The organism is Actinoplanes sp. NPDC026623 (genome assembly GCF_040638275.1).
Taxonomy (GTDB): Bacteria; Actinomycetota; Actinomycetes; order Mycobacteriales; family Micromonosporaceae; genus Actinoplanes.
The window spans coordinates 1-20,124 of record NZ_JBEZXZ010000161.1 but is presented as its reverse complement, the minus strand read 5'-3'; the positions used below and the strand labels follow the sequence as shown (position 1 = coordinate 20,124).

Below are 20,124 nucleotides of genomic sequence, written 5' to 3'. Positions count from 1 at the left end.
CCACTGGGCAGGCTCTACGCTGTGGCTCTCGGCCACCGCACGGTCTGATGTTGTGTCCACAACGCACAGACGATCATGCGGTGGCCGTCCCAATTTCTGCGGGATCCGAGGTCACCTCACGAACGGCGGCTGCCGTACTAGTTGATCGACAAGGCGACGGCGATGCCTCCGGCAGGCTATGGGTCGAGCTCAGCTGGAACCCCGACGCTGCCGGCACGCCCAGCGACGTACATGCCAAAATTCGGGAATGGAACCCGCGCGTCTGTCTGGCATAGCCGGCCGTAGGGCACCCAACACACCTGGTACGGAGATCGATGCGCGATTCGGTGTCACCGGTCATCGAGTTCTCCCGCCGAGCATCGTCGGCCACGGCGCCGTGCAGCTGTTACGCCACCCAAGGTCCGAGCGACCGGCGGCACCCCTCACGGTGGACGCTGCCGTGCGAGGGCTACGGCCCGCTCGCTGATCGCGGGCGACAGCCGGGCGCGTCCCCGGAAGTGTTGTAGCGGCGGACGGGTCGGCGATGCGGGTGAGACATCTGCGAGAATCGGTTGAAGCGAGAATCGGTTGAAGAAGGAGAACCTCCTCGACGGGAAGTTCAACGAGGAGCTCCGGGCGATCGCAACGCTCGAGGAGGTTGAGGGCAGGTTTGCGACAACCGAGCAGTCACGATCCGGAAGCGGGCTTCGGGTTGAATCCACCCCTGCGGATCAAGATCGCCGCTGACCGGGATGCGCCGTTCACGGTGATGTTCGAGCCGCTCGGAATGAGCTACGACCTCGGTCCCGGGGAGCACATGTTCGCCGAAGTGGCGGCGATGGAGATCGCGGAGATGGAGATCGTGCACTGGCGGGGCGGCGTGAGCATCCATCCGCCCGGAACGGTACGCACCTTCAACGCGTCCGGAGAGTTCCTGGACGAGCTGCACAACTAGTCCCTGCATCGGCGAGGCCCGTACCGACTGCCGGTACGACCCGCTTTACTGATTGCGGCGTCATACGCTTCGAGGTAGGAAACAAAAGTGACTCGACGTCCTTGGCGCTCCGCGCGCAACTGTTCACGCGCGAATTGGTCCGCAGACGTTTTCCGCTGATGATTGATGGTCAACATCGCGGCGAGAAGCCCCCTTACGGCCGTAAGGGCTACACCGCCAAGGGTACCCAAACGGCAGTGATGGATGGACTCATGTTTCAAGGATGATCCGTGAATCAGCTCCCGCGCAACGGCTCAAAACGGTTGCGGCATCCCGTCGCGGACCGGGCCGCGTCTGCTGAGTCCAGGTGGAGCGCCCCACCAGAGGAACGCGCAAGATCGAGATCTAGGCGAGCCCGTGGCAGGACGCCGGCCGGCATCAGGCGATCGGTACGTCCAGCCAGGATCCGCTACCGAACGTGATCGTGGACCGCCGACGGTTGGCGTCGAGGTACAGCGGGTCCTTGGTGTCGACGACCAGGGCCAGGCGGTGGCCGGCCGGAAGGTCGTACGCGGTGACCTGCAGCGGCAGATCCAGGTTGGCAGGAGAGTCCAGCCAGGTGGCCGGAGCGTGCGAGAACAGCTTGCCGACGCCGAGGGCGTTCACGTCGTACAGGTACGCGATGACGGTGCCCGTCGGCCGTGACGAGGTCACCTGCGCGTGCAGGCGCGGCACCCCGCGTACCTTCCAGCCGCCGGCCGGCGCGGCGCCGGACAGCCACACTCCGGCGTCTCTGCGCGACACCGCCGGCAGCCACACGATCGGCGCGATGCCGGTCAGGCCCTCGAATCCGTTGGTCAACAGGGCTGTCCCGCCGTCGGCGACGGTGTCGGTGCCGGCGTGGATCCGCCACGTCCACCCGTTCACCGGCGACGCCGGGCTCAGCCCGCCGGTGGCGATCAGGCCGTGCGGCGCGCCGAGCGGGTCGTGGTCGGTGTGCCGGGTCACGTGCGCCCAGTCGGGGTAGTACTCGACCGCGGAGGAGTTGTGCGGCCGCAGCACGACCCCGGGTTCCCGCCCGATGCCGGTGTCGATGCCGCGCAGGTACTGGTCGAACCAGCGCCGCACACTGGTCCACACATGATTGTTGATGCCGGCGAGACCGGGAAGCTCCGCGGTGGCGTGGTCGCCGGATCCCAGTTCGAGGCGCTTGGGCGTGTCCAACGCGGCGTACAGGTCGATCATCTGGTTGGCCGGGAAGACGCTGTCGCCGAAACTGTGCGCGATGAGCACCGCCGGGCGGTTCCGGTTGATCGCGTCGGCCGAGTACCGGACGGACCGGTCCCGCGCCCACCGCTCGCGGCCCGCAGCGTCGCGGTCGGCCCAGTAGTCGTCCAGGATCCGGGTCATCTCCGGAGACGGGCGCCCGAGGAGCCGGGCCGTGGTCTGCAGGAACCACGCCGCCTGCGACCGGCGGGTGTTCTCGCCGGTCATCGAGGCCGACAGGTCGGCCCATCCGCTGAGCGAGCCCACCGCCCGGATGCGTGGGTCATGCGCGGCGGCGAGCAGGCTGATCCCGCCGCCGTAGGACATTCCGACGATGCCGATCCGCCGCGGGTCGACCCGGGTGTGCGCGATGAGCCAGTCGACCGCGCTTGATGCGTCCGCGACGTCCTTCGGGCCGCCGACGTCGATCGTCCCGCCGGAGGCCCAGAACCCGCGCGTCGTGTACGACAGAACCACGTATCCGGCCTCGGCGAACCGCTTCGCCTGCGCCAGGTACTGGAAATCGTTGAGCGCCCAGCTCGCCACGAACACGACACCCGGGTGCGGGCCCGGGCCGGTCGGCTCGATCACATTGGACTTGAGCACGACCCCGTCGGCGGCGGTGACGTCGTTCCTGTGAAAACCGGTGGTGGACGCCGCGCCGGCCGCCGCCGAAGCCGGGGCCGCCACCGTCAATGACGTCAACAGCAGCGACAGTACGAGTACAAGACGGCGCATCGACGAACCTCGTTCCCTGGATGTTACCGGAGGGTAACAGGTTCCGGTAGGCCATCGACAGATGGCCATGCCCGTCACGGCAGACGGCTGCCCACCCGGCAACGTTGTCGGGTGGGCAGCAGGACAGGCGGGCCCCGGCAGGGTCAGTGGACGCGCCGACGATCGCCGAGCATGTCGTCGAGGGGCAGGTCAGCGGCCTGTTTGGCCGCGAAGGTCGCCGGCACGCCGGCCCACCGGCGCAGCGCCGCCGTGGCCTCGGCGGCGTCCGCCGCGTTCAGCTTGGAGATGTTCGCGCCGTGGTTGGCGCCCGGCGCGACGTACAGGGCGGAATCGCGCCTGCTGGGTGTGAAGCGCTCGGCGCTCCACGGGTCGTTCTCGCCGTAGACGAACAGCATGCGCTCCGAAACGGTACGAACCCACAGGTCGACATCGATCATCGGCACCGGATTGTGCCGGCGGCGCAACTCCGGCGGCAGCGACGAGTTCGCGGTGTACAGGCCGGGATAGTGGCGCAGCCCGCGAAGGTGATCGAACCGCAGGCTCGGCCACCCCAGCTGGCCGGCCGCCTGGTAGTAGTACGGCCAGTAGGGCTCGAGGCCCTGGTCGGTGTAGAAACTCCACCCGGCCACGGAGTCGATCCAGCCGTACAGCTGCTCGTCCGTCGCGGTTGTCGCCGGCACCGTCGCGCAGTCGGCGGCGGAGCTGTACTGCCAGAACGCCCACACCGTGTCCAGGACCGTCATCTCGAACGAGCGGTCGGCGGTGCCGATGCTCCCGCTGAACGTCCATCCGTTCGCGGCGGCGTCCGCCTGCAACCGGGCGACGAGCCGGTCGCGGCGGCCCAGCGCCTCGCGCTGCACGTCGTCGAGGGCAGCGCGGCAGGACGCCGTACCGACGGTGTCGAAGAATTTGTCGTATGCCCCGTCGATCGGGTTGATGACGTCGTCCGGGGCGACGTAGGCGACCACGCCGTCGACGTCGCCGGGGTAGAACCGCCGGTGGTACACCGACGTCATGCCGCCCTTGCTGGCCCCGGTCTGGATCCACCGTCCCGAGTAGACGCCCTTGAGCGCGGTGACGATGCGATGCTCATCGGTCGCCTCCTGCCAGATGTCGAGGTCCGACCAGTCGGCCGGCGCGGGGCGTGACGGAGTGAAGAACCGGTGCTCGACCGACACCTGGTTGGCGGCCAGCAGCCTGGTCGGCTCCGTTTCGCTCGCTCGGGGGCTGGCAGCCAGCCCGTACCCGTTGGTGTACAGCACCGTGGGTGAGGTGCTCGATCGATGCAGCAGGGTCAGACGCTGCTCGTATGTGCCCCGTCCGGGATGGCGGTGGTCGGCGGGCTGGCGGTACGTCAGGACGAAGAACCGGTAGCCGGCACCCTGGGTGTCGGAGACGACGGAGAGTCCGGGGACGGCCTTCAGCTGATCCAGCAGGGGGTCGTCCGCGGCGCGTGCGGCGGTGGCCGGGGACAGGACCACCAGGAGGGAGGCGAGGATAGCCACCATTCGATGTCTCATGCCGCCACAATATCGACGAACAGCTATGACGAGATCCGGCCCGGCGGCGATGACTGTCAGAAGGTGATGACGATGGCGACGGCCGGAGGCCGCTTGATGCGGAACGCCCTCGTGAACCAGCCACCGATGCGGGCAGAGACGTAGCGGCGTTCCATCAGACGGCGAGCGGTCTCGGTCTCGGACGGCGGCAGGAGTCTCGCCGTACCTTGGACGGCGCGAGCGCCCGGCTGGATCTTGCCGCGAATGTCGCAGGGGGTGACCTCGACGTGCGGATTGTTCCGGATGCGCTTGACCTTCCAGGCGTCGGCCGAGGAGACGGTGGTCAGGGTGTCACCCTCGGCGACGTGCCAGACCGGGGTGGGCACCGGGGTGCCGTCCTTGCGATAGGTGGTCAGGCTTATCTGCTTGCTGGCAGCGATTTCCGCGGAAACGGTCATGGTCCGAATCTATTCGAATTCGCTGCGCCCGGGGACTTCAAGCGACGGCGGCCGCGAAGGCGGCGAAGAGGTCACCTGACAAGGGCGTCTCCAGTCTCCAGGTCACAGCCATCGGACGCTCACCCTCATGCCGCACATACCTGGCGGGCCCGAGGAACCAGAACGCGCGATCGTCGGCACGCGTACGGGCGAAAAGGAGGATCGACCGCCGCAAGGCCGCATGGCCGCGGTATCGCCGACCGGTCGGACTATCGGCGCGGGTGGTGGACTGGCTCTCCCAGTGGATGAGGTCGCGGCTGATCGCGTAGTCGCGATATCGGGTGGTTGGCGAAAAATCGCCACTGGTCTTGTCCAACGTGAAGGCGAGGAGATCTGCGCCGGCACCCTTCGCGTCGTACATTCCTCGCGCCATTGCGGCGGTTTACCAGAGTGGAGGGTGTCTCCGGCCGCAAGCTCGCCGCGAGTGAGCATCGCGCGCCGCAGCGACGGCCACAGCTGGAGACACCGCTCCTCCCGACCTGTGCCCCGGCATCAGCGTGACAGGGCCTTCTTCAGTTCGGCTTTGCTCATGGTGGAGCGGCCGGTGATGTTGCGCTTCTTGGCTTCGTTGTAGAGCTGTTCCTTGGTGGGCCCCTGGGCGCCGGTGTGTGAGCGTTTGCCGCCGCGGTGCCCGGACGACACGTCCTTGATCGAGGAGCGGCTGGCGGTCTTCGCCTCGCCGGAGCGGGCGCGTTCCTTGTTCACCGTGCGGGCGGCGATCTCCTCGGCGCGGTCGGTGGACTCGCCGCGCTTCTTCGCGCTGGCCTTGATGTGCTGGTACTGGCGTTCCCGCTTGGGGCTGGATCCTGCGGGCATGGCGTTCTCCTTCCGGGGTCCTCGGACCGTTGCGGTCAGAGGATGGGTTTGCCGCCGGTGACGGGGATCATGGCGCCGGAGATGAAGCTGGCCTCGTCGGAGGCGAGCAGCACATACGCCGGGGCGACCTCGGCGGGTTCGCCCGGCCGGCCCAGTGGCGTGTTCTTGCCGAACTCCTCGACCTGTTCCGGCGGCATGGTGGCGGGGATCAGTGGGGTCCAGATCGGTCCGGGCGCGACGCTGTTGACCCGGATGCCGCGGTCGCCGAGCATCTGCGCGAGGCCGGCGGTGAAGTTGGCGATGGCGCCCTTCGTGGTGGCGTACGGCAGCAGGGTGGGCCGCGGCATGTCGGAGTTGATCGAGCTGGTGTTGATGATCGAGGCGCCCTCGCGCAGGTGCGGCAGGGCGGCCTGGACGAGGCGGAACATGGCGGTGATGTTGACGTCGAAGGTGTGCTGCCACTCGGCGTCGCTGATCTCCTCGACGGTTTCGTGGGTCATCTGGTAGGCGGCGTTGTTGACCAGCACGTCGATGCGGCCGAACTCCTCGGCGGCCTTGGCGATCACGGCCTGGCAGTGTGCCCGCCGGGCCAGGTCGCCGGAGATCAGCACGGCCCGCCGGCCGGCGTCCTCGACGAGCTTGGCCGTGTCGGCGGCGTCGTCGTGCTCGGACAGATACGAGATGAGGACGTCGGCGCCCTCGCGGGCGAAGGCGATCGCGACGGCCCGGCCGATGCCGCTGTCGCCGCCGGTGATGACCGCCGTCTTGCCGTCCAGGCGGCCGGAGCCGCGGTAGGTGGTTTCGCCGTGGTCGGGTTTGCGGCGCATGGCGTCGAGGGTGCCGGGTGGCCGCTGCTGCGGTTCAGGCTCGGTCATGGCGTACTCCAGAACAGCGAACGGTGATCACAGGGCCGTGCCGGTGGTCCGGGCTCGCGCCATGGTCATCCGGCCGGCCGAGAGAAGGAATGCCCGGACCGGCGGCCTCGAAACGTCGGCTCGGGGGCGGACCGCGGGGCCGGTCAGCGCTGGGAAGAGGCGGTGTGCCGGGAGTGTTCGGCGAGTTCGGCCAGCCGGCGCAGGGCTTCGACGTTGCGCCCGTGCAGGATCAGATCGTTGATCTTGTTCCTGAGCCAGAGCAGCGGGCCCGCCTGGAAGTCCTCGTGCATGGTCACGCGCGTCTCGCTCCGGCCGGTCGGCTCGAGCGTGATGCGGACGAAGGCTTCGCCGTACGGCCAGAGTCCGGCACGCAGCGCGAGTGCCCGTCCCGGCTCGGCGGCGGTGACGGTGGACTTGTCCTTGATCGAGAGCGGCCAGGGTCCGACCTTGTGGTGCAGTTGCGAGCCCGGTTCCGGCCACGAGGCGTCGACGTCGCGGATGTGGGCGGTGCCCACGACCCAGTCGCTGTAGGTCCAGCCGTCGGCGAGGATCGCGTACACCTGTTCGGCGGAAGCACCTATTGTGCGAGTCACCGTCGCCATGGAGGCTAGGTTACCCAGCTCCCGGTGCAGGTAACGCCTGATCGGCGACATTTCGGTGGAGGCATCGTCAGCCCTGGGTGCCGAGCCGGTCCCAGTAGCGCAGTTGCCCGCATCGGTCGAGGAAGGCGGCGGCGGGGTGAGCGCCCGGGCCGATCCGCAGGAAGCCGTCGTCGAGGCCTTCGGCGAGGCCGGCGGCGGCCAACAGCGGCGCGGCCTCGTCGACGTAGGCGATGAACTTGGCGTGTGCGGTGGCGTCGCTGACGAAGTCCCGGGCGACGGGCCGGCGTGCCAGCTGGGCGGCGGCGTCCTTGGTGGCGAGGATCGCGACGGCGTCGTAGAGGACCGAGGGTGCGCCGTCGAGTTTCTGATCGGCGACGACGTGGCCGCCGTCGCTGACGTCGACGCCGCCGACCACCGGTGCGATGATCTCCACGGTGGCTCCGGCGGCCTCGGTCGCCGCGCGCAGTTCGGCGAGCAGGGCGGCATCCGCGCCGTCGGTGACCAGGACGCCGAGCTTGCGTCCGGCGAAACTGTGCGGGCCGTTCGCGAGAATCGACAGCGCGGGCGACGGGGCCGGGTCGCGGATCGGTTCGCGGGCGGCCGGCAGGGTGTCCGGCAGGCTGGGTAGCCCGAGCCCCCGGGCGATCTCGGCGGCGAGGTCCTCGTCGACGTTGCGCAGCCCGGCGACCATCCGGGCGCGGATGTCCGGGCGCTCGACCTTGCTCAGCTCGAAGACGTACGCGTCGGCGATGTGCCGGCGCTCGGTCGGAGTCTGGCTGAGGTAGAACTGGCGGGCCTGGCTGTAGTGGTCGGCGAAGCTCTCCGGGCGCAGCCGGCGCTTGGCGCCGCCCACCGCGTCCGGGTGGGTGACGAAGCCGCGTTCGGGGTCCTCCCGGGGCCCGCCGGTCTGTTCCGGCCAGGAGTTGGGCTCGTAGTTGGCGCGGCCCCGCGGGTTGGCGAGGGCCATGTGCCCGTCCTGCTGGAAGTGCGCGACCGGGCACCGGGGCGCGTTGACCGGCAGGCTGGTGAAGTTGGGGCCGCCGAGGCGCTTGAGCTGGGTGTCGAGGTAGGAGAAGTTGCGGCCCTGCAGCAGCGGGTCGTTGGTGAAGTCGATACCGGGCACGATGTTCTGCGTGCAGAACGCCACCTGCTCCGTTTCGGCGAAGAAGTTGTCGACGACCCGGTCCAGGACCAGCCGGCCGACCCGCCGGACGGGAATCTCCTCCTCCGGAATGATCTTCGTCGGATCCAGGACGTCGAAGGCGAACCGGTCCGCGAAGTCGTCGTCGAACAGCTGCATGCCGAGCTCCCACTCGGGGAGGTCGCCGCGGCCGATGGCGTCCCAGAGGTCGCGGCGGTGGAAGTCCGGATCCGCGCCGTTGATCTTCACGGCCTCGTTCCACAACACGGACTGCAGGCCGAGCTTCGGCTTCCAGTGGAACTTGACGTAGGTGCTGCGGCCTGCGGCGTCGATCAGGCGGAAGCTGTGCACGCCGAAGCCCTCCATGAACCGGAAGGACCGCGGAACGGCCCGGTCCGACATGATCCACATCAGCATGTGCGTCGACTCGGGCATCAGCGAGACGAAGTCCCAGAAGTTGTCGTGCGCGGTCTGCGCCTGCGGAAAACCGCGGTCCGGCTCCTGCTTGGCGGCGTGGACGAGGTCCGGGAACTTGATCGGGTCCTGGATGAAGAAGACCGGAATGTTGTTGCCGACCAGGTCCCAGTTCCCCTCCCGGGTGTAGAACTTCACGGCGAAGCCGCGTACGTCCCGGGCGAGGTCGGCGGAGCCCTTGTTGCCGGCGACGGTGGAGAACCGGACGAAGACCTCGGTGCGCTCCCCCGCGCGCTGGAACAGGTCGGCGCGGGTCAGATCGCTCAGGGACTCGTACGTCTCGAAGTAGCCGTGCGCGCCGTAACCGCGGGCATGCACCACCCGTTCCGGGATGCGCTCATGATCGAAATGGAAGATCTTCTCCCGGAAGTGAGAGTCCTCCAGGGCGGCGGGCCCACGCTCACCGACGCGCAACGTGTTCTGGCCGTCGCCGACCACCACGCCCTGCTGCGTGGTCAGACTCGGTCGCCCGGCACCGGCCACCTGATGCGTCTCGCCACCGGAACCCCGTGCGGCGCGCTGCTCGTCCATCAAGCCCTCCCTTATCAGGCGTTATCCGCGCAAAGCGGCACTCTTCGGAGGCCATGTGCCCAGCACGCGACGGTGCAAACACCTACCGGCGGAAGCATTGGATGGGACGTCTCCCGGCTGACCGGCCGCGATCCACATAGGATGTGGTCGTGGCGGCGACAACCCGGACCTCCACCTCGCGGTGGACTCTGCTGTTGTTCGTGCTGTGTGGGCGCTGCTGCGCGCGAGCGAGGAACCACGGCGACGCCGGACCGCCCTGGCGGCCTGGAGCGCCAGCGGCGCGGCCGCCGGCATCCTTGGCTATGTCGTCGGCGGCGGCCTGACGCAGGCGCTGAGCTGGCACTGGGTGTTCTGGATCAACCTGCCGATCGCCGTCGCGCTGGCGGCCGGCCTGCTCGCGGTGGTGCCCGGAGATCCCGCCGATCCCGGCGTGCGGCTGGATGCGCCGGGAGCCGTTCTGCTGACCACGGCGGTGATGTCGCTGGTCGGCGGAGCATCGATCCTGCAGGACGCTGCCCGGTGCGGCGGCGTTGCTTGCCGGATGCGCTCTGGGGTGGGTGTTCGTCCGTCATCAGCATCGCGCGACACACCCGCTCATCCCGCGTTCCAGCTGGCACCGGGGAAACCTGCGAACCGGCGTGTCGGTATCCTTCGTCAACACCGCCACCAGCAGCGGCGTCGGCATCCTCGTGGTCCTCGGCCTGCAGAACGACCTGGGCGTGCCCCCCGCGCGGTCGGGGCTGATCCTCATGCCGTTCAGCGCCGCCGTGATCATCGGAGCTGTCGCGTCGCGCCTGCCGTCGCTGGCGGGCGGTCCGACGCGGCCCATGGTGCTGGGTCTGACCTGCCTCGGGCTCGGGGGCCTGATATTGGCGGCGGCGCCGCAGCGGCTCGCACCGATCGTGGCCGCGCTCACGGTCGCCGGCGTCGGCCTGGGACTCTCGTCGGTGGGTGCCACCTCGATCGGCACGAGCCCGGACGCCGAGCGGGCCGGCACCCGTGGACGGCCGGGGCGCCGAGACCGAGGCACTCGGTTCCGAGGACGAGAGCAGCGCCGTGGGCCTGCTCAACACGTCCGCCAAGTTGGGTAACGCCCTCGGCATCGCGGTGTTGCTCGGCGTCGCGGCCCTTCCCCGCTCCGGGCCCACCGCCGGATACCTGGTTGCCGCGGTGGCCGGCCTCCTCTCGGCCGCGCTGGTCGTCCGGTACGCGGCTCCCGATTCCGCGCCGGCCCACGACGCCTGATCCCGGGCCGGCGTCCACCCCGAGGCGCGGTTTGTTTGGGGTGCTTCGGACAGGGGGACTGACAAGGAATCACATCGCCGTGAAGCAGGGAGGCTTCCGATGGCCGGCAACGAGCACGATGTCAATCGCAGCGCCGAGAGTGGGCAGTTTGTCGAGGACAGCACCGTCGAGCGTGAGCCGAGCACCACGACGACCGAGCACGTCGGCGGCGACAAGAGCGAGGACCGCGAGGTCAACCGCAGCGCCAGCACCGGCAAGTTCGTCAAGGAAGCCACCGTCGAACGCCACCCCAACACCACCGAGACCCAGCAGGTCTGAGCCTGACTGACATCATGGGAACCCGAATCGCGCAGTGGACGTTGGACGTGCACGACGTCGACCGAATGGCGGCATTCTGGTCGGCGGCGCTGGGCTACCGCATCGAGCCCGGCGATGACGGCGACGCGCATCTCTGGCCGCCGGGCGGCGGACTCAGCGTCTGGCTGCAGCCGACCAAGGAACCGAAGACCGGCAAGAACCGCAATCATCCCGACCTCGTGGTCGACGACCGCGGCGTCGAGGACGAGGTGGACCGGCTCCTGGCCCTGGGTGCCGCGCGGGCCGACGTCGGCCAGCGCGGCGACGAGGGATTCACCGTCCTGCGCGACCCGGAGGGCAACGAGTTCTGCCTGCTCCACCGGCGATGACCTGGCGCAGCCTGCGGCGGCGGGATCATGCGACGTCGAGGCCGCGTTTGACCTGGAGACCTGCGGGTATCGCAGGCTCCGGGTCGTGCGGGCAGGGCGACGGATGCTCGAGGGAAAGTGAGTGCGGGGGAATGACATGACCGCCAAACCGTTGTCGCCGCGGCTGCCGGCAGGCGGAACCCGCTGGCTCGGCCTGCTCGGTTTCGGGCTCGCCGTCCTGTGCACCGCGGTCGTCGGCTCGCTCGCGGCCACGGGATCGAAGGCCGAGTACGCGTCGCTGGAGCAGCCCGCCTGGGCGCCACCGTCGTGGCTGTTCGGACCCGTCTGGACCATCCTGTACGTGCTGATCGCGATAGCCGGCTGGCTGGTGTGGCAGCGGACCGGCTGGACGCGCGCCCTGACCGTCTACGCCGTGCAGCTCGCCCTGAACGCGGCCTGGACGCCGCTGTTCTTCGCCGCCGGCCGGTACGGCCTGGCGCTCGTCGAGATCATGGTGCTGTGGGTGCTGATCTTGGCGACGATCGTGCTGTTCTGGCGGACGTCGCGGCTCGCTGCCGCGCTTCTCGTGCCGTACCTGGCCTGGGTGTCGTTCGCCACCGCCCTGAACGCGGCGATCTGGTCGGCGAACTGACGGTCAGCCGGGCCGGCTGAAGGTTCCGGTGTCGAGCAGTTCCTGCGCCACGTCGCCGATCTTGCGCCGCTGGTCGCGGGCGGTTCGGCGCAGCAGATTGAATGCGTTGACCGCGTCGACCCCCCGCTGGGCCATCAGATAGCCGACCGCGCGTTCGATCACCACCCGGTAGTCGAGGGCGTACTGGAGTTGACCGGCGATCTCTCCGGCCCGGTGCGCGGTCAACGCCGCCGCGAGGATGGACTCGATGACGTCGCTGTAGCGGGCGAGTGCGGCCTGTTCGGATTCGTCCCATTGGTGCGGGTGGTCGCGGTAGACGTCGATGGTGCCGACCGGAACGCCGCCGAGGCGCAGCGGGCAGCCCAGCATCGAGATGATCCCGACGCCGGTCAGCGTCCCGGTGACCGACGGCCATCGGGTCTCCGACCGCAGATCCTCGGCCGTGACGATGTCGTCGGTGACGAACGCCGCCACGCAGGGGCCCTCCCCCCGCTCGCTCTGCACCTGCTCCATGAGGTGGCTGGGCCCGTCACTGGCCGCGAGGTACGTCAGAGTGTTCTGCTCGTCGGCGATCATTATGCCGCTGCCGGTCACCCGGCGCCGCGCACCCGGACGAGGCCGACATCGCTCACCTCTGCGAGTAGCAGGCGAAGGTCTGCGACCGGCGCGCCGAGACGCTGCGGCCGTTCGCGCGGCGGTACTCGCAGGACGCGCCGGACGAACCGGAGCGGCTGCACTCGGAGCTGTTCCGGGGCAGTCGCAGCGGCGGGCTCGGCCTGCTGCGGGACCTGCAGGACCTCTACCTCATGGCGGCCGAGTGCGACGTGTGCTGGGTGCTGGTCGGGCAGGCCGCACAGGGCCTGCGGGACCGGGAGCTGTCCACTGTGGTCGGCGCCGGCGCCGCCGAGACGGAGATCCAGATGGCCTGGCTGCGGGGGCGGATGAAGCAGGCGGCCCCGCAGGCCCTCGTCGTCGCCTGATCAGACGCGGCCGGGCGTCCGGCGATGCCCGGGCGACCAGGCCGTACGATCTTGGCGCCCCGGCCCGGCGGTGACCAACCAGGGGTCCTGCTTCAGAGAGGCTCCCCGTGACGCGTTCGACCGCCGGCAAGAGGATCTGCCGCGTACTGCCGATATTGCTCGTCGCCTACGCGGCCGTGGTCGCCTGCGATTCGTCGAGCGGCGCCACCCCCGCCGCGAGCACCCCGGCGACGTCGGCGGCCCCTTCGGCCGCGCCCTCGGCGACGACGCCGGGGCCCACGCCCGCACCGGCCAAGCCGAAGATCAGCAAGGCCGGGCTCAGCTACTTCTTCGCCGTGGCACTGGGATCGGAGTACGGGGACAAGCACGACGTCGTCACCATGTGGACCCAGCCCGAGGTCACCGTCCATGTCCACGGCAGCACCGCAAAGAACAAGGGCTGCCTGGACAAGGTCGTCTCCGACTTCAACGCGATCACCGCGACCACCGATCTGAAGCTGACCGAGACCGCGGCCAACATCGACCTCTACTTCGTCCCGCGGTCCAAATTCCGTTCCCTCGTGCCCGGCTACGTGTCCGGAAACGACGGCTACGTCAACGTGCACTGGTCCGACTACTCCGCCATCACCAGGGCGGACATCGTGATCCGCTCGTCCGGGATCAGTCAGAGCTCCCGTTGTCACCTGATCCGTGAGGAACTGACGCAGGCGATGGGACTGCTGCAGGACTCCGACAGGTACCCGGACAGCATCTTCTACGAGAGGTACCGCACGTCCGTCACGCGGTACTCGAAGCTCGACAAGGAGGTCATCCGGTTGCTGTACGGCGGGGTGGTCCAGCCGGGCGACAGCAGAAAGGCCATCACGAAGACGGTGACCGTCAAGTGATCTGAGGCGCCGGCCCGCGGTCAGATGCAGACCAGCTAATCGTTCGCGTACGGGTCGCGCCCAGGTCCGCGTACCGCAGCGGCAGCGGCCTGTGCGATGTCGGTGGCGGCACCGTCAAGTACATAGACCCGCGTTGTTGCATTGCCGCGCGGTGTCAGTAGGCCCGCGCGCGTCAATGCCTGGATGTCGCGGATCGCCTGGTCGCGACTGAGCCCCTCGTCCTGCTGATAGGTGGTGCGCCTGACCTCGCCGACGGAGGCGGCGTAGAGGGCGGACACCGCGCGCTCAGGAAATCCCTTTTGTTCGGCCAGGAGCGCCAGATCGTTCCACAAGCGCACGGTCCAGTCGTATCGCCGTTTCACGCGCTGAGCCTGGCGATGATGCGCCGCGAATACAAATCTGAGCCATGAATGCGCATCGCGCCCCGGCTGGAAGCTGCCCTGTTGTGTGGATCGAAGTGCCTCATAGTATTGAACGGTGTTGGTCTGCTCGCCCAGCCATTCCTCAATCGAGGAGAATTCCGGAGCCAGCTCCCCCACCCGCGCCAACACCAACGTGTGCAGCGCTCGCGCGGTGCGGCCGTTGCCGTCGCGCCAAGGATGGATACCCACAAGATTGAGGTGAGCCATGGCCGCCCGCGCGTACGCCGGTGCATCAACATCCCCGCCGTGCAGCCACTCGACCAGTTCACCCATGAGCCCAGGGACCACGTCAGCGTCGGGCCCCGTGTAAGCGGGCTCCAGCGGGTCGCTGCTTGTTACGAAAATCCCACTCACCCGGTAACGCCCCGGCCATTTCGCGGCCTGATATTTTGTGATCATGAAGTGCAGCGCGGAAAGCAGCGTCTCCGAGTAATCGAAGAAGTCCATCATCGGCGCCTGCCGCACATACGTCATCGCGTCCCGATAGCCGATGACCGCCTGCTGCGTCTGTTCGCCGGCATCCGCGGACATGGGGGCATGCTCCACCAGCGCCCGGGCGTCCGAACTGCTGATCGTGATGTTCTCGATGGTGTTGGAGCCCTGAATCGCCGCGGCGAACAAGCTGCGGCGCAACTGGCCCTCCCAACGCGGCCCGGACCGCAGATGTGCCCGAAGCTCGGCGCGCATCTCGTTCAGCTCTTCCAAGACCTGAAGGTCCGCCGCGTCCAGCGCAGGCATCGCATACAGCATGCGCCTATGCTACAGCGCAGATAGCATAGGCGCATCTCGAGCGTCCTGACGGCGGTTGGCGGCGGCCGGATCTCAGTGATCGGCATGCGTGCGGTGACCGGTGCCCATGCCGGGTACATGAATTGATCTCGTTTTGGCAACGACGGTACGGGGTCGTTCCATCAGGGCAGCGGCGCCCGGCAGGCCGTCTATATGCTCCTGCGACTTCACCCCACCAGGAACCTCACGGGAGGACCCCCCGAATGCACCGCTCCCTCGGCCGGCGCGTGTTCGTCGGCGCCGTCGGCGCCGTCGCAGCAGCCGCTCTCGCGACCCCCGCCTACGCCGCCGCCCCGACCATCGACGTTGCCCTGCCGGACGTCACGGTGGCAGCGGGTGGCAACAACCAGATCGCCCCGCTCCTGTCCTCCGACAAGGAGACGACCGTCACCGGCGCCACCGCGGTCTACGAGCTGTCCGGCGGCCTGGACGGCGTCAGCCTGGACGCGCCGGACGAGTTCTCGCAGTGCACCAGCGACGGGCCGGCCAAGATCACCTGCAGCACGCCCTGGGAGACCTGGATCAGCCCGGCCGGTGTCGTCGGTGACTTCGTCGCCGGCATCACCGCCACCAAGGCCGCGCTCGGCAAGAGCGGCACCGTCAAGCTCACCTTCTCGGCCGACGGCGTCGCACCGATCACCCGTACGGCCGAGGTCACCGTCGCCGAGGGCGTGGACCTGGTGGCCGGCGCGCCCAAGGAGATCAGCGGCAGGCCCGGCAAGTCGTTCGAGGCCACGGTGCAGGTCCGCAACAACACCGACACGGTGGTGCGCGGGGCGGCGGTCATCTTCGACACCGACTACCCGTTCCAGTCGACCAAGCAGTTCGCCAACTGCTTCTACGCCCAGAGCCAGGCGAACGCGTGCACGTTCGACCAGGACCTGGAGCCCGGCGCGACCTACCAGGCCGTCCTGCCGTACAAGCTGCGCGCGGACACCTATGCGCCCGGCGCGGTGGCCGGCGAGTTCGAGTGGCTCACCACGGGCGACTACACCGACCTGATCAAGTTCCTCGACGACAACGGCTACGAGGGCCCGGGCACCGCCGGTACCGGCGGCAAGCTCGAGCTTCGGAAACTGCCGGCGGTCGCCTCGCTCGGGAATCAGAAGCAGACGGACACCAACCCGGACAACAACTGGCAGTCGCTGACCGTCAACACCTCGGGCAAGCAGGGCACCGACTTCGCGGCGATCGGCGCCAAGGTGTCCGGCGGTGCCGGCGACGCCGTCAAGGTCCCCGTCGGCGTGCGTAACAACGGCCCGGCGACCCTGGACCGCAGCCGCAGCGGCAGCCCCGCCGTGGTCGCCGTCGTCACCATCCCGGCCGGCACCACGGTCGCCACCGTTCCGGACGGATGCGTCAAGGCCGAGGACGACAGCGTGCGGACCAAGCCGGATGCCCTGCAGTACGCCTGCTTCAGCAACCGGCTCTTCCCGGCGAAGACTCAGATGATCTGGGAATTCGGGCTGAAGATCACCAAGGTGGTGCCGAACGCCGCAGGGGCGATCGAGGTCAACCCGGCGTGCGAATGCGACGTTTTCGACCGCGACATCAACAAGTCCAACGACGTCGCCAAGATCGTCGTGAACCCGGCCGACACCGGCGGCTCGGGCGGTAGCCTGCCGATCACCGGCCCGCAGACCGGGCTCATCGGCGCGGGCGGGTTGCTTCTGGTGGCGGCGGGTGTCGCCGGGTTCATCGTGGCCCGTCGTCGTCGTACCCGATTCGAAGCCTGATCATTCGACGGGGGCGGGAATTCATCCGCCCCCGTCGACCGGGCGGTGCGGCCGAGAACCGCGCCGGATCGGTGACCCGGCGCGCAGGGCGGCAAGCCTGTCATCGGGTCGCCACCGCCGGCGGGGCCGGCGACCGGCCAGGACCGCCCAGGCGGGACCCTTACCATCCTCGACGTGACCGAGCCGCCGCATCTCAGCGCCACTCGCGCGGCATACGACACCGTCGCCGCTGACTACGCGAAGCTCCAGCGCACCGAAAATCCGGAGACACCGCTGGACCTTGCGATGCTCGACGCGTTCGCAGGTCTCGTGCGGACCGCCGACGCCGGACAGGTCGCCGACCTCGGCTGTGGCCCGGGCCGCATCACCGCGCACCTTCACTCCCTCAGGCTACCCGCCCTCGGCATCGACCTGTCGCCGGCGATGGTGGCGACGGCCCGGCAGACCTACCCCGGCCTGCGCTTCGAAGTCGGCTCCATGGCCCGCCTGAGCCTGGCGGACGACTCCCTCGCCGGCATCGTCGCCTGGTATTCGATCATCCACACTCCGCCGGCGCTGCTGCCGGAGCTGTTCGCGGAATTCCAGCGGGTTCTGGCGTCCGGCGGTCACCTCCTGCTCGGGTTCCAGGTGGGCAACGAGCGGCTCCACATTGCGCACGGGTACGGGCACAGCGTTTCGCTCGACGCCTATCGGCTGCCGCCCGATGACGTCGCCGAGTTTTTGAGCCGGGCCGGGCTGCTCGTCCAGGCCCGGATGGTCCGGGAACCAGCAGCACGCGAAAAGACCCAGCAGGCCCGCCTCCTCGGCCACAAACCGGCCGGCCGGACGCGTCGGTGAGGTCGCGCCGAGTGGCCGCCGCCGGCTCCCTGCGGATCGGCGGCGGCCGTCGAGGGCGGTGTCAGGACAGGAAACTGCCGTACGGGCCGTTCAGGATGCCCTGCTTCTGCGCCTGGCTGAAGTGCGTGTTCGGGTAGCTGTAGAAGGAGGCGGACATCGGGGTGCCGTCGGTCGAGGTCGAGTCCGGCAGGCCGAAGGCGTGCCCGAGTTCGTGGACCATGCCGCCGTACCAGCGGTTCATCGCGCCGTTGATGCCTGCCGCGCCGTCGGCGTCGTGGCCGCTGAGGATCACCCAGCCGCCGCCTCCACCACCGCCGGAGCACGATGACTCGGCGCTGATCTCGCCGACGTTGACCCAGCGGCTGTCCGGCGCGCGCAGGGACAGTTTGCGCATGAGCTCCTGCTGCATGTTGAAGACGACCCACCAGTAGCACTCGTTGCCGTTCGGCGTGTTCTCGTACCACGAGCGGGGGTGGTCTCCGTTGACGACCTCCACGACCGGGTTGTTGAGTGCGAACGTCTTGCCGAGTTCCTGCCGGTAGTAGCTCTGGGCCTCGCGCATCACGCCGGCGATGCCGTCGACGTACCGCTGGTCGTACGGAACGTCGGTGGGCCGCAGCCAGTAGGCGCGCACGGTCCGCTGAGCCGGTGTGGACGTGGGCGGCGAGGAGGTGGGCGGGGTGCTCGGCGAGACGGTGGGTCCCGGCGTGGTGGCGCCGGTGCAGGCGACGCCGTTCAGGGTGAAGGACGCCGGCACGGGGTTGCTGCCGTTGTTCCACGAGCCGTTGAGGCCGAACGTCGTGGTGCCGTTGGTGGCGAGGTTCGCGTTCCAGCCGACGTTGACGGCCGTGACCGCGGAGCCGCTCTGCGTGGTTACCGCGTTCCATGCCTGCGTCACCACCTGACCGGCGGTGAACGACCAGCGGAGGGCCCAGCCGGTGAGGGGGTCGCCGAGGTTGGTCACGGCGACGTCGGCGTTGAATCCTCCGCCCCACTGGCTGCCGACGGTGTAGCTCACCCGGCAGCCCGACGCGGCGGCCTGCGCGGACGTCATCCCGCCGATCGCCGCTCCGGCGGCGACGGTGGCGAGCGCGGCCGCGAAAACGACGGTACGACGTACCCGTTGAAGCATCCTGGTCTCCTTCCGGACTCCGGCCGGGTGGACGTCGTGGCGCCGCCACGAGGCGGACTAAATCGACGGCCATCCATCTGTCACGGCACACTCTGGCGCATGAAAACGGTTTCGGCAAGTTTCGGCCGGCCGGCTCACGGGGGCAGGTGGTGAAGCGGCGTCCGGCACGACACCGGATCAGCCAGCTCCGGCCGACCGGAATCACCGCCATCGCTTCAGCCCTCGGACTCACCTGAGGCGGTCATATGGCCACCCTTGTGGAAAGCGGACGACGATGCTCCATCGGGAAAGAATTGCCTGCTCAATAGGGTTGACGGGCCCCTGCGGCGCCGGTATCCATGGCGGTATGACGCGCCGGTCGTTAGCGGTTCCCGTGGGGATCGTGGTGGCCACGGTCGTTGCCGTGGTGGTCGTGCTCGTGGGTGGAGGGCCGGATCGCTGGGGTACGCGATGGCGCGTTGACCATGTACGGCGCCTGGCGTGGCTGGCGGACGAGCCGACAGCTGGGACGCCGGCCGGCGGAGCCGTGAGAGACGCCTGCCGGTGGTTGGTAATGCGATCTCAACAGGATCCGGGCAGGTACTTGTACCGATGGCAGCCTTGGCGTGCCGTTAGCCTTGCCCGGTGAGTGACGACTTCACCGCGACGCTGCCGCGCAAGCGAATGGGCGCCGCAGCCCTGCTGACCGATGATCAGGGCAGGGTGCTGTTGGTCGAGCCGACCTACAAGGACTACTGGGAGATTCCAGGCGGCTCGGTGGAGGCCGACGAGTCGCCGTACACGGCGGTGGTCCGCGAACTCGAAGAGGAGCTCGGTCTGCCCGTGCATCCGGGACGTTTGCTGGTGGTCGACTGGGTGCCGCCGCGACCGAAGCGTACCGAGGGCCTGATGATGGTGTTCGACGGCGGGATTCTCACGCCGGAGCAGGCCGCACAGATCCGGCTGCCCGCCGGGGAACTGCGCAGTTGGGCCTGGTCCACCGAGCGGGAAGCGGCCCAGCGGCTTTCGGAGCTGCTGGCCCGGCGCATCGCCGCGGCGGCCCGGGCCCGGGCCGAGGGCATGGTGGCCTACCTGGAGAACGGGTTCCTCGTGGCCTGATCGATTCGGGTATCAACGTGTGGGCAGGCCGCAGACGGGTATGCCTTGGTTGTGACCAACAGAGTTCTGCTTAGATCCGCCGTCCTCGGGGCCTCGGCCGGCGCCCGCAGCATGACGCCCCTGGCCCGGCTGGCCCTGCGCAGGCGGGGCTGGATCCGGGTGGCGGCCGGTGCGGCGGCCCTCGGCGAGATGGCCTTCGACAAGTCCAGGAAGGCGCCGAGCCGGCTGAGACCTGCTCCACTCGCCGGCCGGGTTCTGCTCGGCGCGATCGCCGGCGCCACGTACGCCCGCCGGCGGGGCGGCGGCATGGCCGGGCCGGCCGTGGTCGC

Annotated in this window: 22 protein-coding genes and 1 pseudogene; 12 read left to right on the top strand and 11 right to left on the bottom strand. The window is 69.0% G+C overall.

The features are described from left to right. Positions 1-691 precede the first annotated feature (691 nt). Positions 692-934, top strand: a complete 243-nt coding sequence (locus AB0F10_RS33660; protein ID WP_360634428.1) for a hypothetical protein — start codon at positions 692-694, stop codon at positions 932-934. A gap of 417 nt (positions 935-1,351) precedes the next feature. On the opposite strand, the gene AB0F10_RS33655 is transcribed toward AB0F10_RS33660, so the two are convergent. The 8 genes from AB0F10_RS33655 to AB0F10_RS33620 all read right to left on the bottom strand — a co-directional run bounded on the left by AB0F10_RS33655 (position 1,352) and on the right by AB0F10_RS33620 (position 9,352). Continuing rightward, positions 1,352-2,917: a CocE/NonD family hydrolase gene (locus tag AB0F10_RS33655; RefSeq protein WP_360634425.1), complete on the bottom strand. Its 1,566-nt coding sequence runs from the start codon at positions 2,915-2,917 to the stop codon at positions 1,352-1,354. A gap of 143 nt (positions 2,918-3,060) precedes the next feature. Beyond that, the gene (locus AB0F10_RS33650) at positions 3,061-4,437 is read right to left on the bottom strand and encodes a S28 family serine protease (protein ID WP_360634422.1); all 1,377 of its coding nucleotides are present in this window, start codon (positions 4,435-4,437) and stop codon (positions 3,061-3,063) included. Between the two features lie 56 nt (positions 4,438-4,493). Continuing rightward, positions 4,494-4,874 (bottom strand): PPOX class F420-dependent oxidoreductase, encoded by a 381-nt coding sequence (locus AB0F10_RS33645; protein WP_360634419.1) that lies wholly within the window; start codon positions 4,872-4,874, stop codon positions 4,494-4,496. 37 nt (positions 4,875-4,911) lie between these two features. After that, complete coding sequence (locus tag AB0F10_RS33640) at positions 4,912-5,274, bottom strand: DUF3427 domain-containing protein (RefSeq protein ID WP_360634416.1); 363 nt, start codon at positions 5,272-5,274, stop codon at positions 4,912-4,914. 131 nt (positions 5,275-5,405) lie between these two features. Continuing rightward, on the bottom strand, positions 5,406-5,729 hold the full coding sequence (locus tag AB0F10_RS33635; RefSeq protein ID WP_360634413.1) for a plasmid stabilization protein: 324 nt from the start codon (positions 5,727-5,729) through the stop codon (positions 5,406-5,408). 35 nt (positions 5,730-5,764) lie between these two features. Further along, positions 5,765-6,604 (bottom strand): glucose 1-dehydrogenase, encoded by an 840-nt coding sequence (locus tag AB0F10_RS33630; protein ID WP_360634410.1) that lies wholly within the window; start codon positions 6,602-6,604, stop codon positions 5,765-5,767. A 143-nt stretch (positions 6,605-6,747) separates the two neighbouring features. Next, on the bottom strand, positions 6,748-7,206 hold the full coding sequence (locus AB0F10_RS33625; protein ID WP_360634407.1) for an SRPBCC family protein: 459 nt from the start codon (positions 7,204-7,206) through the stop codon (positions 6,748-6,750). 67 nt (positions 7,207-7,273) lie between these two features. Continuing rightward, positions 7,274-9,352: a catalase gene (locus AB0F10_RS33620; RefSeq protein ID WP_360634404.1), complete on the bottom strand. Its 2,079-nt coding sequence runs from the start codon at positions 9,350-9,352 to the stop codon at positions 7,274-7,276. Positions 9,353-9,533: 181 nt separating this feature from the next. Here AB0F10_RS33620 and AB0F10_RS33615 point away from each other — a divergent pair. The 5 genes and pseudogenes from AB0F10_RS33615 to AB0F10_RS33595 form a co-directional block, all read left to right on the top strand. Then, positions 9,534-9,791, top strand: a pseudogene (locus AB0F10_RS33615) (MFS transporter); the annotation flags it as partial. A gap of 512 nt (positions 9,792-10,303) precedes the next feature. Then, positions 10,304-10,597: a hypothetical protein gene (locus AB0F10_RS33610; RefSeq protein WP_360634401.1), complete on the top strand. Its 294-nt coding sequence runs from the start codon at positions 10,304-10,306 to the stop codon at positions 10,595-10,597. A gap of 99 nt (positions 10,598-10,696) precedes the next feature. After that, positions 10,697-10,915, top strand: coding sequence for a hypothetical protein (locus AB0F10_RS33605; protein WP_360634398.1), 219 nt, complete (start codon positions 10,697-10,699; stop codon positions 10,913-10,915). 14 nt (positions 10,916-10,929) lie between these two features. Then, positions 10,930-11,283, top strand: coding sequence for a VOC family protein (locus tag AB0F10_RS33600; RefSeq protein WP_360634396.1), 354 nt, complete (start codon positions 10,930-10,932; stop codon positions 11,281-11,283). Between the two features lie 136 nt (positions 11,284-11,419). Continuing rightward, positions 11,420-11,914 carry a TspO/MBR family protein gene (locus AB0F10_RS33595; protein WP_360634393.1) on the top strand — a complete coding sequence of 165 codons (495 nt, stop codon included), beginning with the start codon at positions 11,420-11,422 and terminating at the stop codon, positions 11,912-11,914. A 3-nt stretch (positions 11,915-11,917) separates the two neighbouring features. Here AB0F10_RS33595 and AB0F10_RS33590 read toward each other — a convergent pair whose 3' ends face one another. Then, positions 11,918-12,508 carry a GAF and ANTAR domain-containing protein gene (locus AB0F10_RS33590; protein WP_360634390.1) on the bottom strand — a complete coding sequence of 197 codons (591 nt, stop codon included), beginning with the start codon at positions 12,506-12,508 and terminating at the stop codon, positions 11,918-11,920. A 212-nt stretch (positions 12,509-12,720) separates the two neighbouring features. On the opposite strand from AB0F10_RS33590, the gene AB0F10_RS33585 reads away from it, so the two are divergent. Together AB0F10_RS33585 and AB0F10_RS33580 are read left to right on the top strand one after the other, a co-directional pair. After that, positions 12,721-12,894 (top strand): hypothetical protein, encoded by a 174-nt coding sequence (locus tag AB0F10_RS33585; protein ID WP_360634388.1) that lies wholly within the window; start codon positions 12,721-12,723, stop codon positions 12,892-12,894. 107 nt (positions 12,895-13,001) lie between these two features. Then, a complete protein-coding gene (locus AB0F10_RS33580) occupies positions 13,002-13,781 on the top strand; it encodes a DUF2927 domain-containing protein (protein WP_360634386.1) in 780 nt (259 codons plus the stop codon). Between the two features lie 35 nt (positions 13,782-13,816). Here AB0F10_RS33580 and AB0F10_RS33575 read toward each other — a convergent pair whose 3' ends face one another. Beyond that, complete coding sequence (locus AB0F10_RS33575; RefSeq protein WP_360634383.1) at positions 13,817-14,953, bottom strand: Fic family protein; 1,137 nt, start codon at positions 14,951-14,953, stop codon at positions 13,817-13,819. A 242-nt stretch (positions 14,954-15,195) separates the two neighbouring features. Between AB0F10_RS33575 and AB0F10_RS33570 the strand changes: the two genes are divergently transcribed. Both AB0F10_RS33570 and AB0F10_RS33565 read left to right on the top strand, forming a co-directional pair. Then, a complete protein-coding gene (locus AB0F10_RS33570; protein ID WP_360634380.1) occupies positions 15,196-16,728 on the top strand; it encodes an LPXTG cell wall anchor domain-containing protein in 1,533 nt (510 codons plus the stop codon). A gap of 174 nt (positions 16,729-16,902) precedes the next feature. Next, on the top strand, positions 16,903-17,565 hold the full coding sequence (locus AB0F10_RS33565; RefSeq protein ID WP_360634377.1) for a class I SAM-dependent methyltransferase: 663 nt from the start codon (positions 16,903-16,905) through the stop codon (positions 17,563-17,565). A gap of 61 nt (positions 17,566-17,626) precedes the next feature. Here AB0F10_RS33565 and AB0F10_RS33560 read toward each other — a convergent pair whose 3' ends face one another. Then, positions 17,627-18,697, bottom strand: coding sequence for a cellulose-binding domain-containing protein (locus tag AB0F10_RS33560; protein ID WP_360634374.1), 1,071 nt, complete (start codon positions 18,695-18,697; stop codon positions 17,627-17,629). Positions 18,698-19,321: 624 nt separating this feature from the next. Here AB0F10_RS33560 and AB0F10_RS33555 point away from each other — a divergent pair. Then, on the top strand, positions 19,322-19,795 hold the full coding sequence (locus tag AB0F10_RS33555; RefSeq protein ID WP_360634371.1) for an NUDIX hydrolase: 474 nt from the start codon (positions 19,322-19,324) through the stop codon (positions 19,793-19,795). Between the two features lie 51 nt (positions 19,796-19,846). Continuing rightward, a partial coding sequence (locus tag AB0F10_RS33550) for a hypothetical protein (RefSeq protein ID WP_360634368.1) occupies positions 19,847-20,124 on the top strand: 278 nt, incomplete at its 3' end.

Bases quoted from the DNA above. Each gene is read 5' to 3' on its own strand.
- AB0F10_RS33655 (WP_360634425.1), bottom strand. From the start codon at position 2,917: ATGCGCCGTCTTGTACTCGTACTGTCGCTGCTGTTGACGTCATTGACG.
- AB0F10_RS33650 (WP_360634422.1), bottom strand. From the start codon at position 4,437: ATGAGACATCGAATGGTGGCTATCCTCGCCTCCCTCCTGGTGGTCCTG.
- AB0F10_RS33645 (WP_360634419.1), bottom strand. From the start codon at position 4,874: ATGACCGTTTCCGCGGAAATCGCTGCCAGCAAGCAGATAAGCCTGACC.
- AB0F10_RS33640 (WP_360634416.1), bottom strand. From the start codon at position 5,274: ATGTACGACGCGAAGGGTGCCGGCGCAGATCTCCTCGCCTTCACGTTG.
- AB0F10_RS33635 (WP_360634413.1), bottom strand. From the start codon at position 5,729: ATGCCCGCAGGATCCAGCCCCAAGCGGGAACGCCAGTACCAGCACATC.
- AB0F10_RS33630 (WP_360634410.1), bottom strand. From the start codon at position 6,604: ATGACCGAGCCTGAACCGCAGCAGCGGCCACCCGGCACCCTCGACGCC.
- AB0F10_RS33625 (WP_360634407.1), bottom strand. From the start codon at position 7,206: ATGGCGACGGTGACTCGCACAATAGGTGCTTCCGCCGAACAGGTGTAC.
- AB0F10_RS33620 (WP_360634404.1), bottom strand. From the start codon at position 9,352: ATGGACGAGCAGCGCGCCGCACGGGGTTCCGGTGGCGAGACGCATCAG.
- AB0F10_RS33605 (WP_360634398.1), top strand. From the start codon at position 10,697: ATGGCCGGCAACGAGCACGATGTCAATCGCAGCGCCGAGAGTGGGCAG.
- AB0F10_RS33600 (WP_360634396.1), top strand. From the start codon at position 10,930: ATGGGAACCCGAATCGCGCAGTGGACGTTGGACGTGCACGACGTCGAC.
- AB0F10_RS33595 (WP_360634393.1), top strand. From the start codon at position 11,420: ATGACCGCCAAACCGTTGTCGCCGCGGCTGCCGGCAGGCGGAACCCGC.
- AB0F10_RS33585 (WP_360634388.1), top strand. From the start codon at position 12,721: ATGGCGGCCGAGTGCGACGTGTGCTGGGTGCTGGTCGGGCAGGCCGCA.
- AB0F10_RS33575 (WP_360634383.1), bottom strand. From the start codon at position 14,953: ATGCTGTATGCGATGCCTGCGCTGGACGCGGCGGACCTTCAGGTCTTG.
- AB0F10_RS33570 (WP_360634380.1), top strand. From the start codon at position 15,196: ATGCACCGCTCCCTCGGCCGGCGCGTGTTCGTCGGCGCCGTCGGCGCC.
- AB0F10_RS33560 (WP_360634374.1), bottom strand. From the start codon at position 18,697: ATGCTTCAACGGGTACGTCGTACCGTCGTTTTCGCGGCCGCGCTCGCC.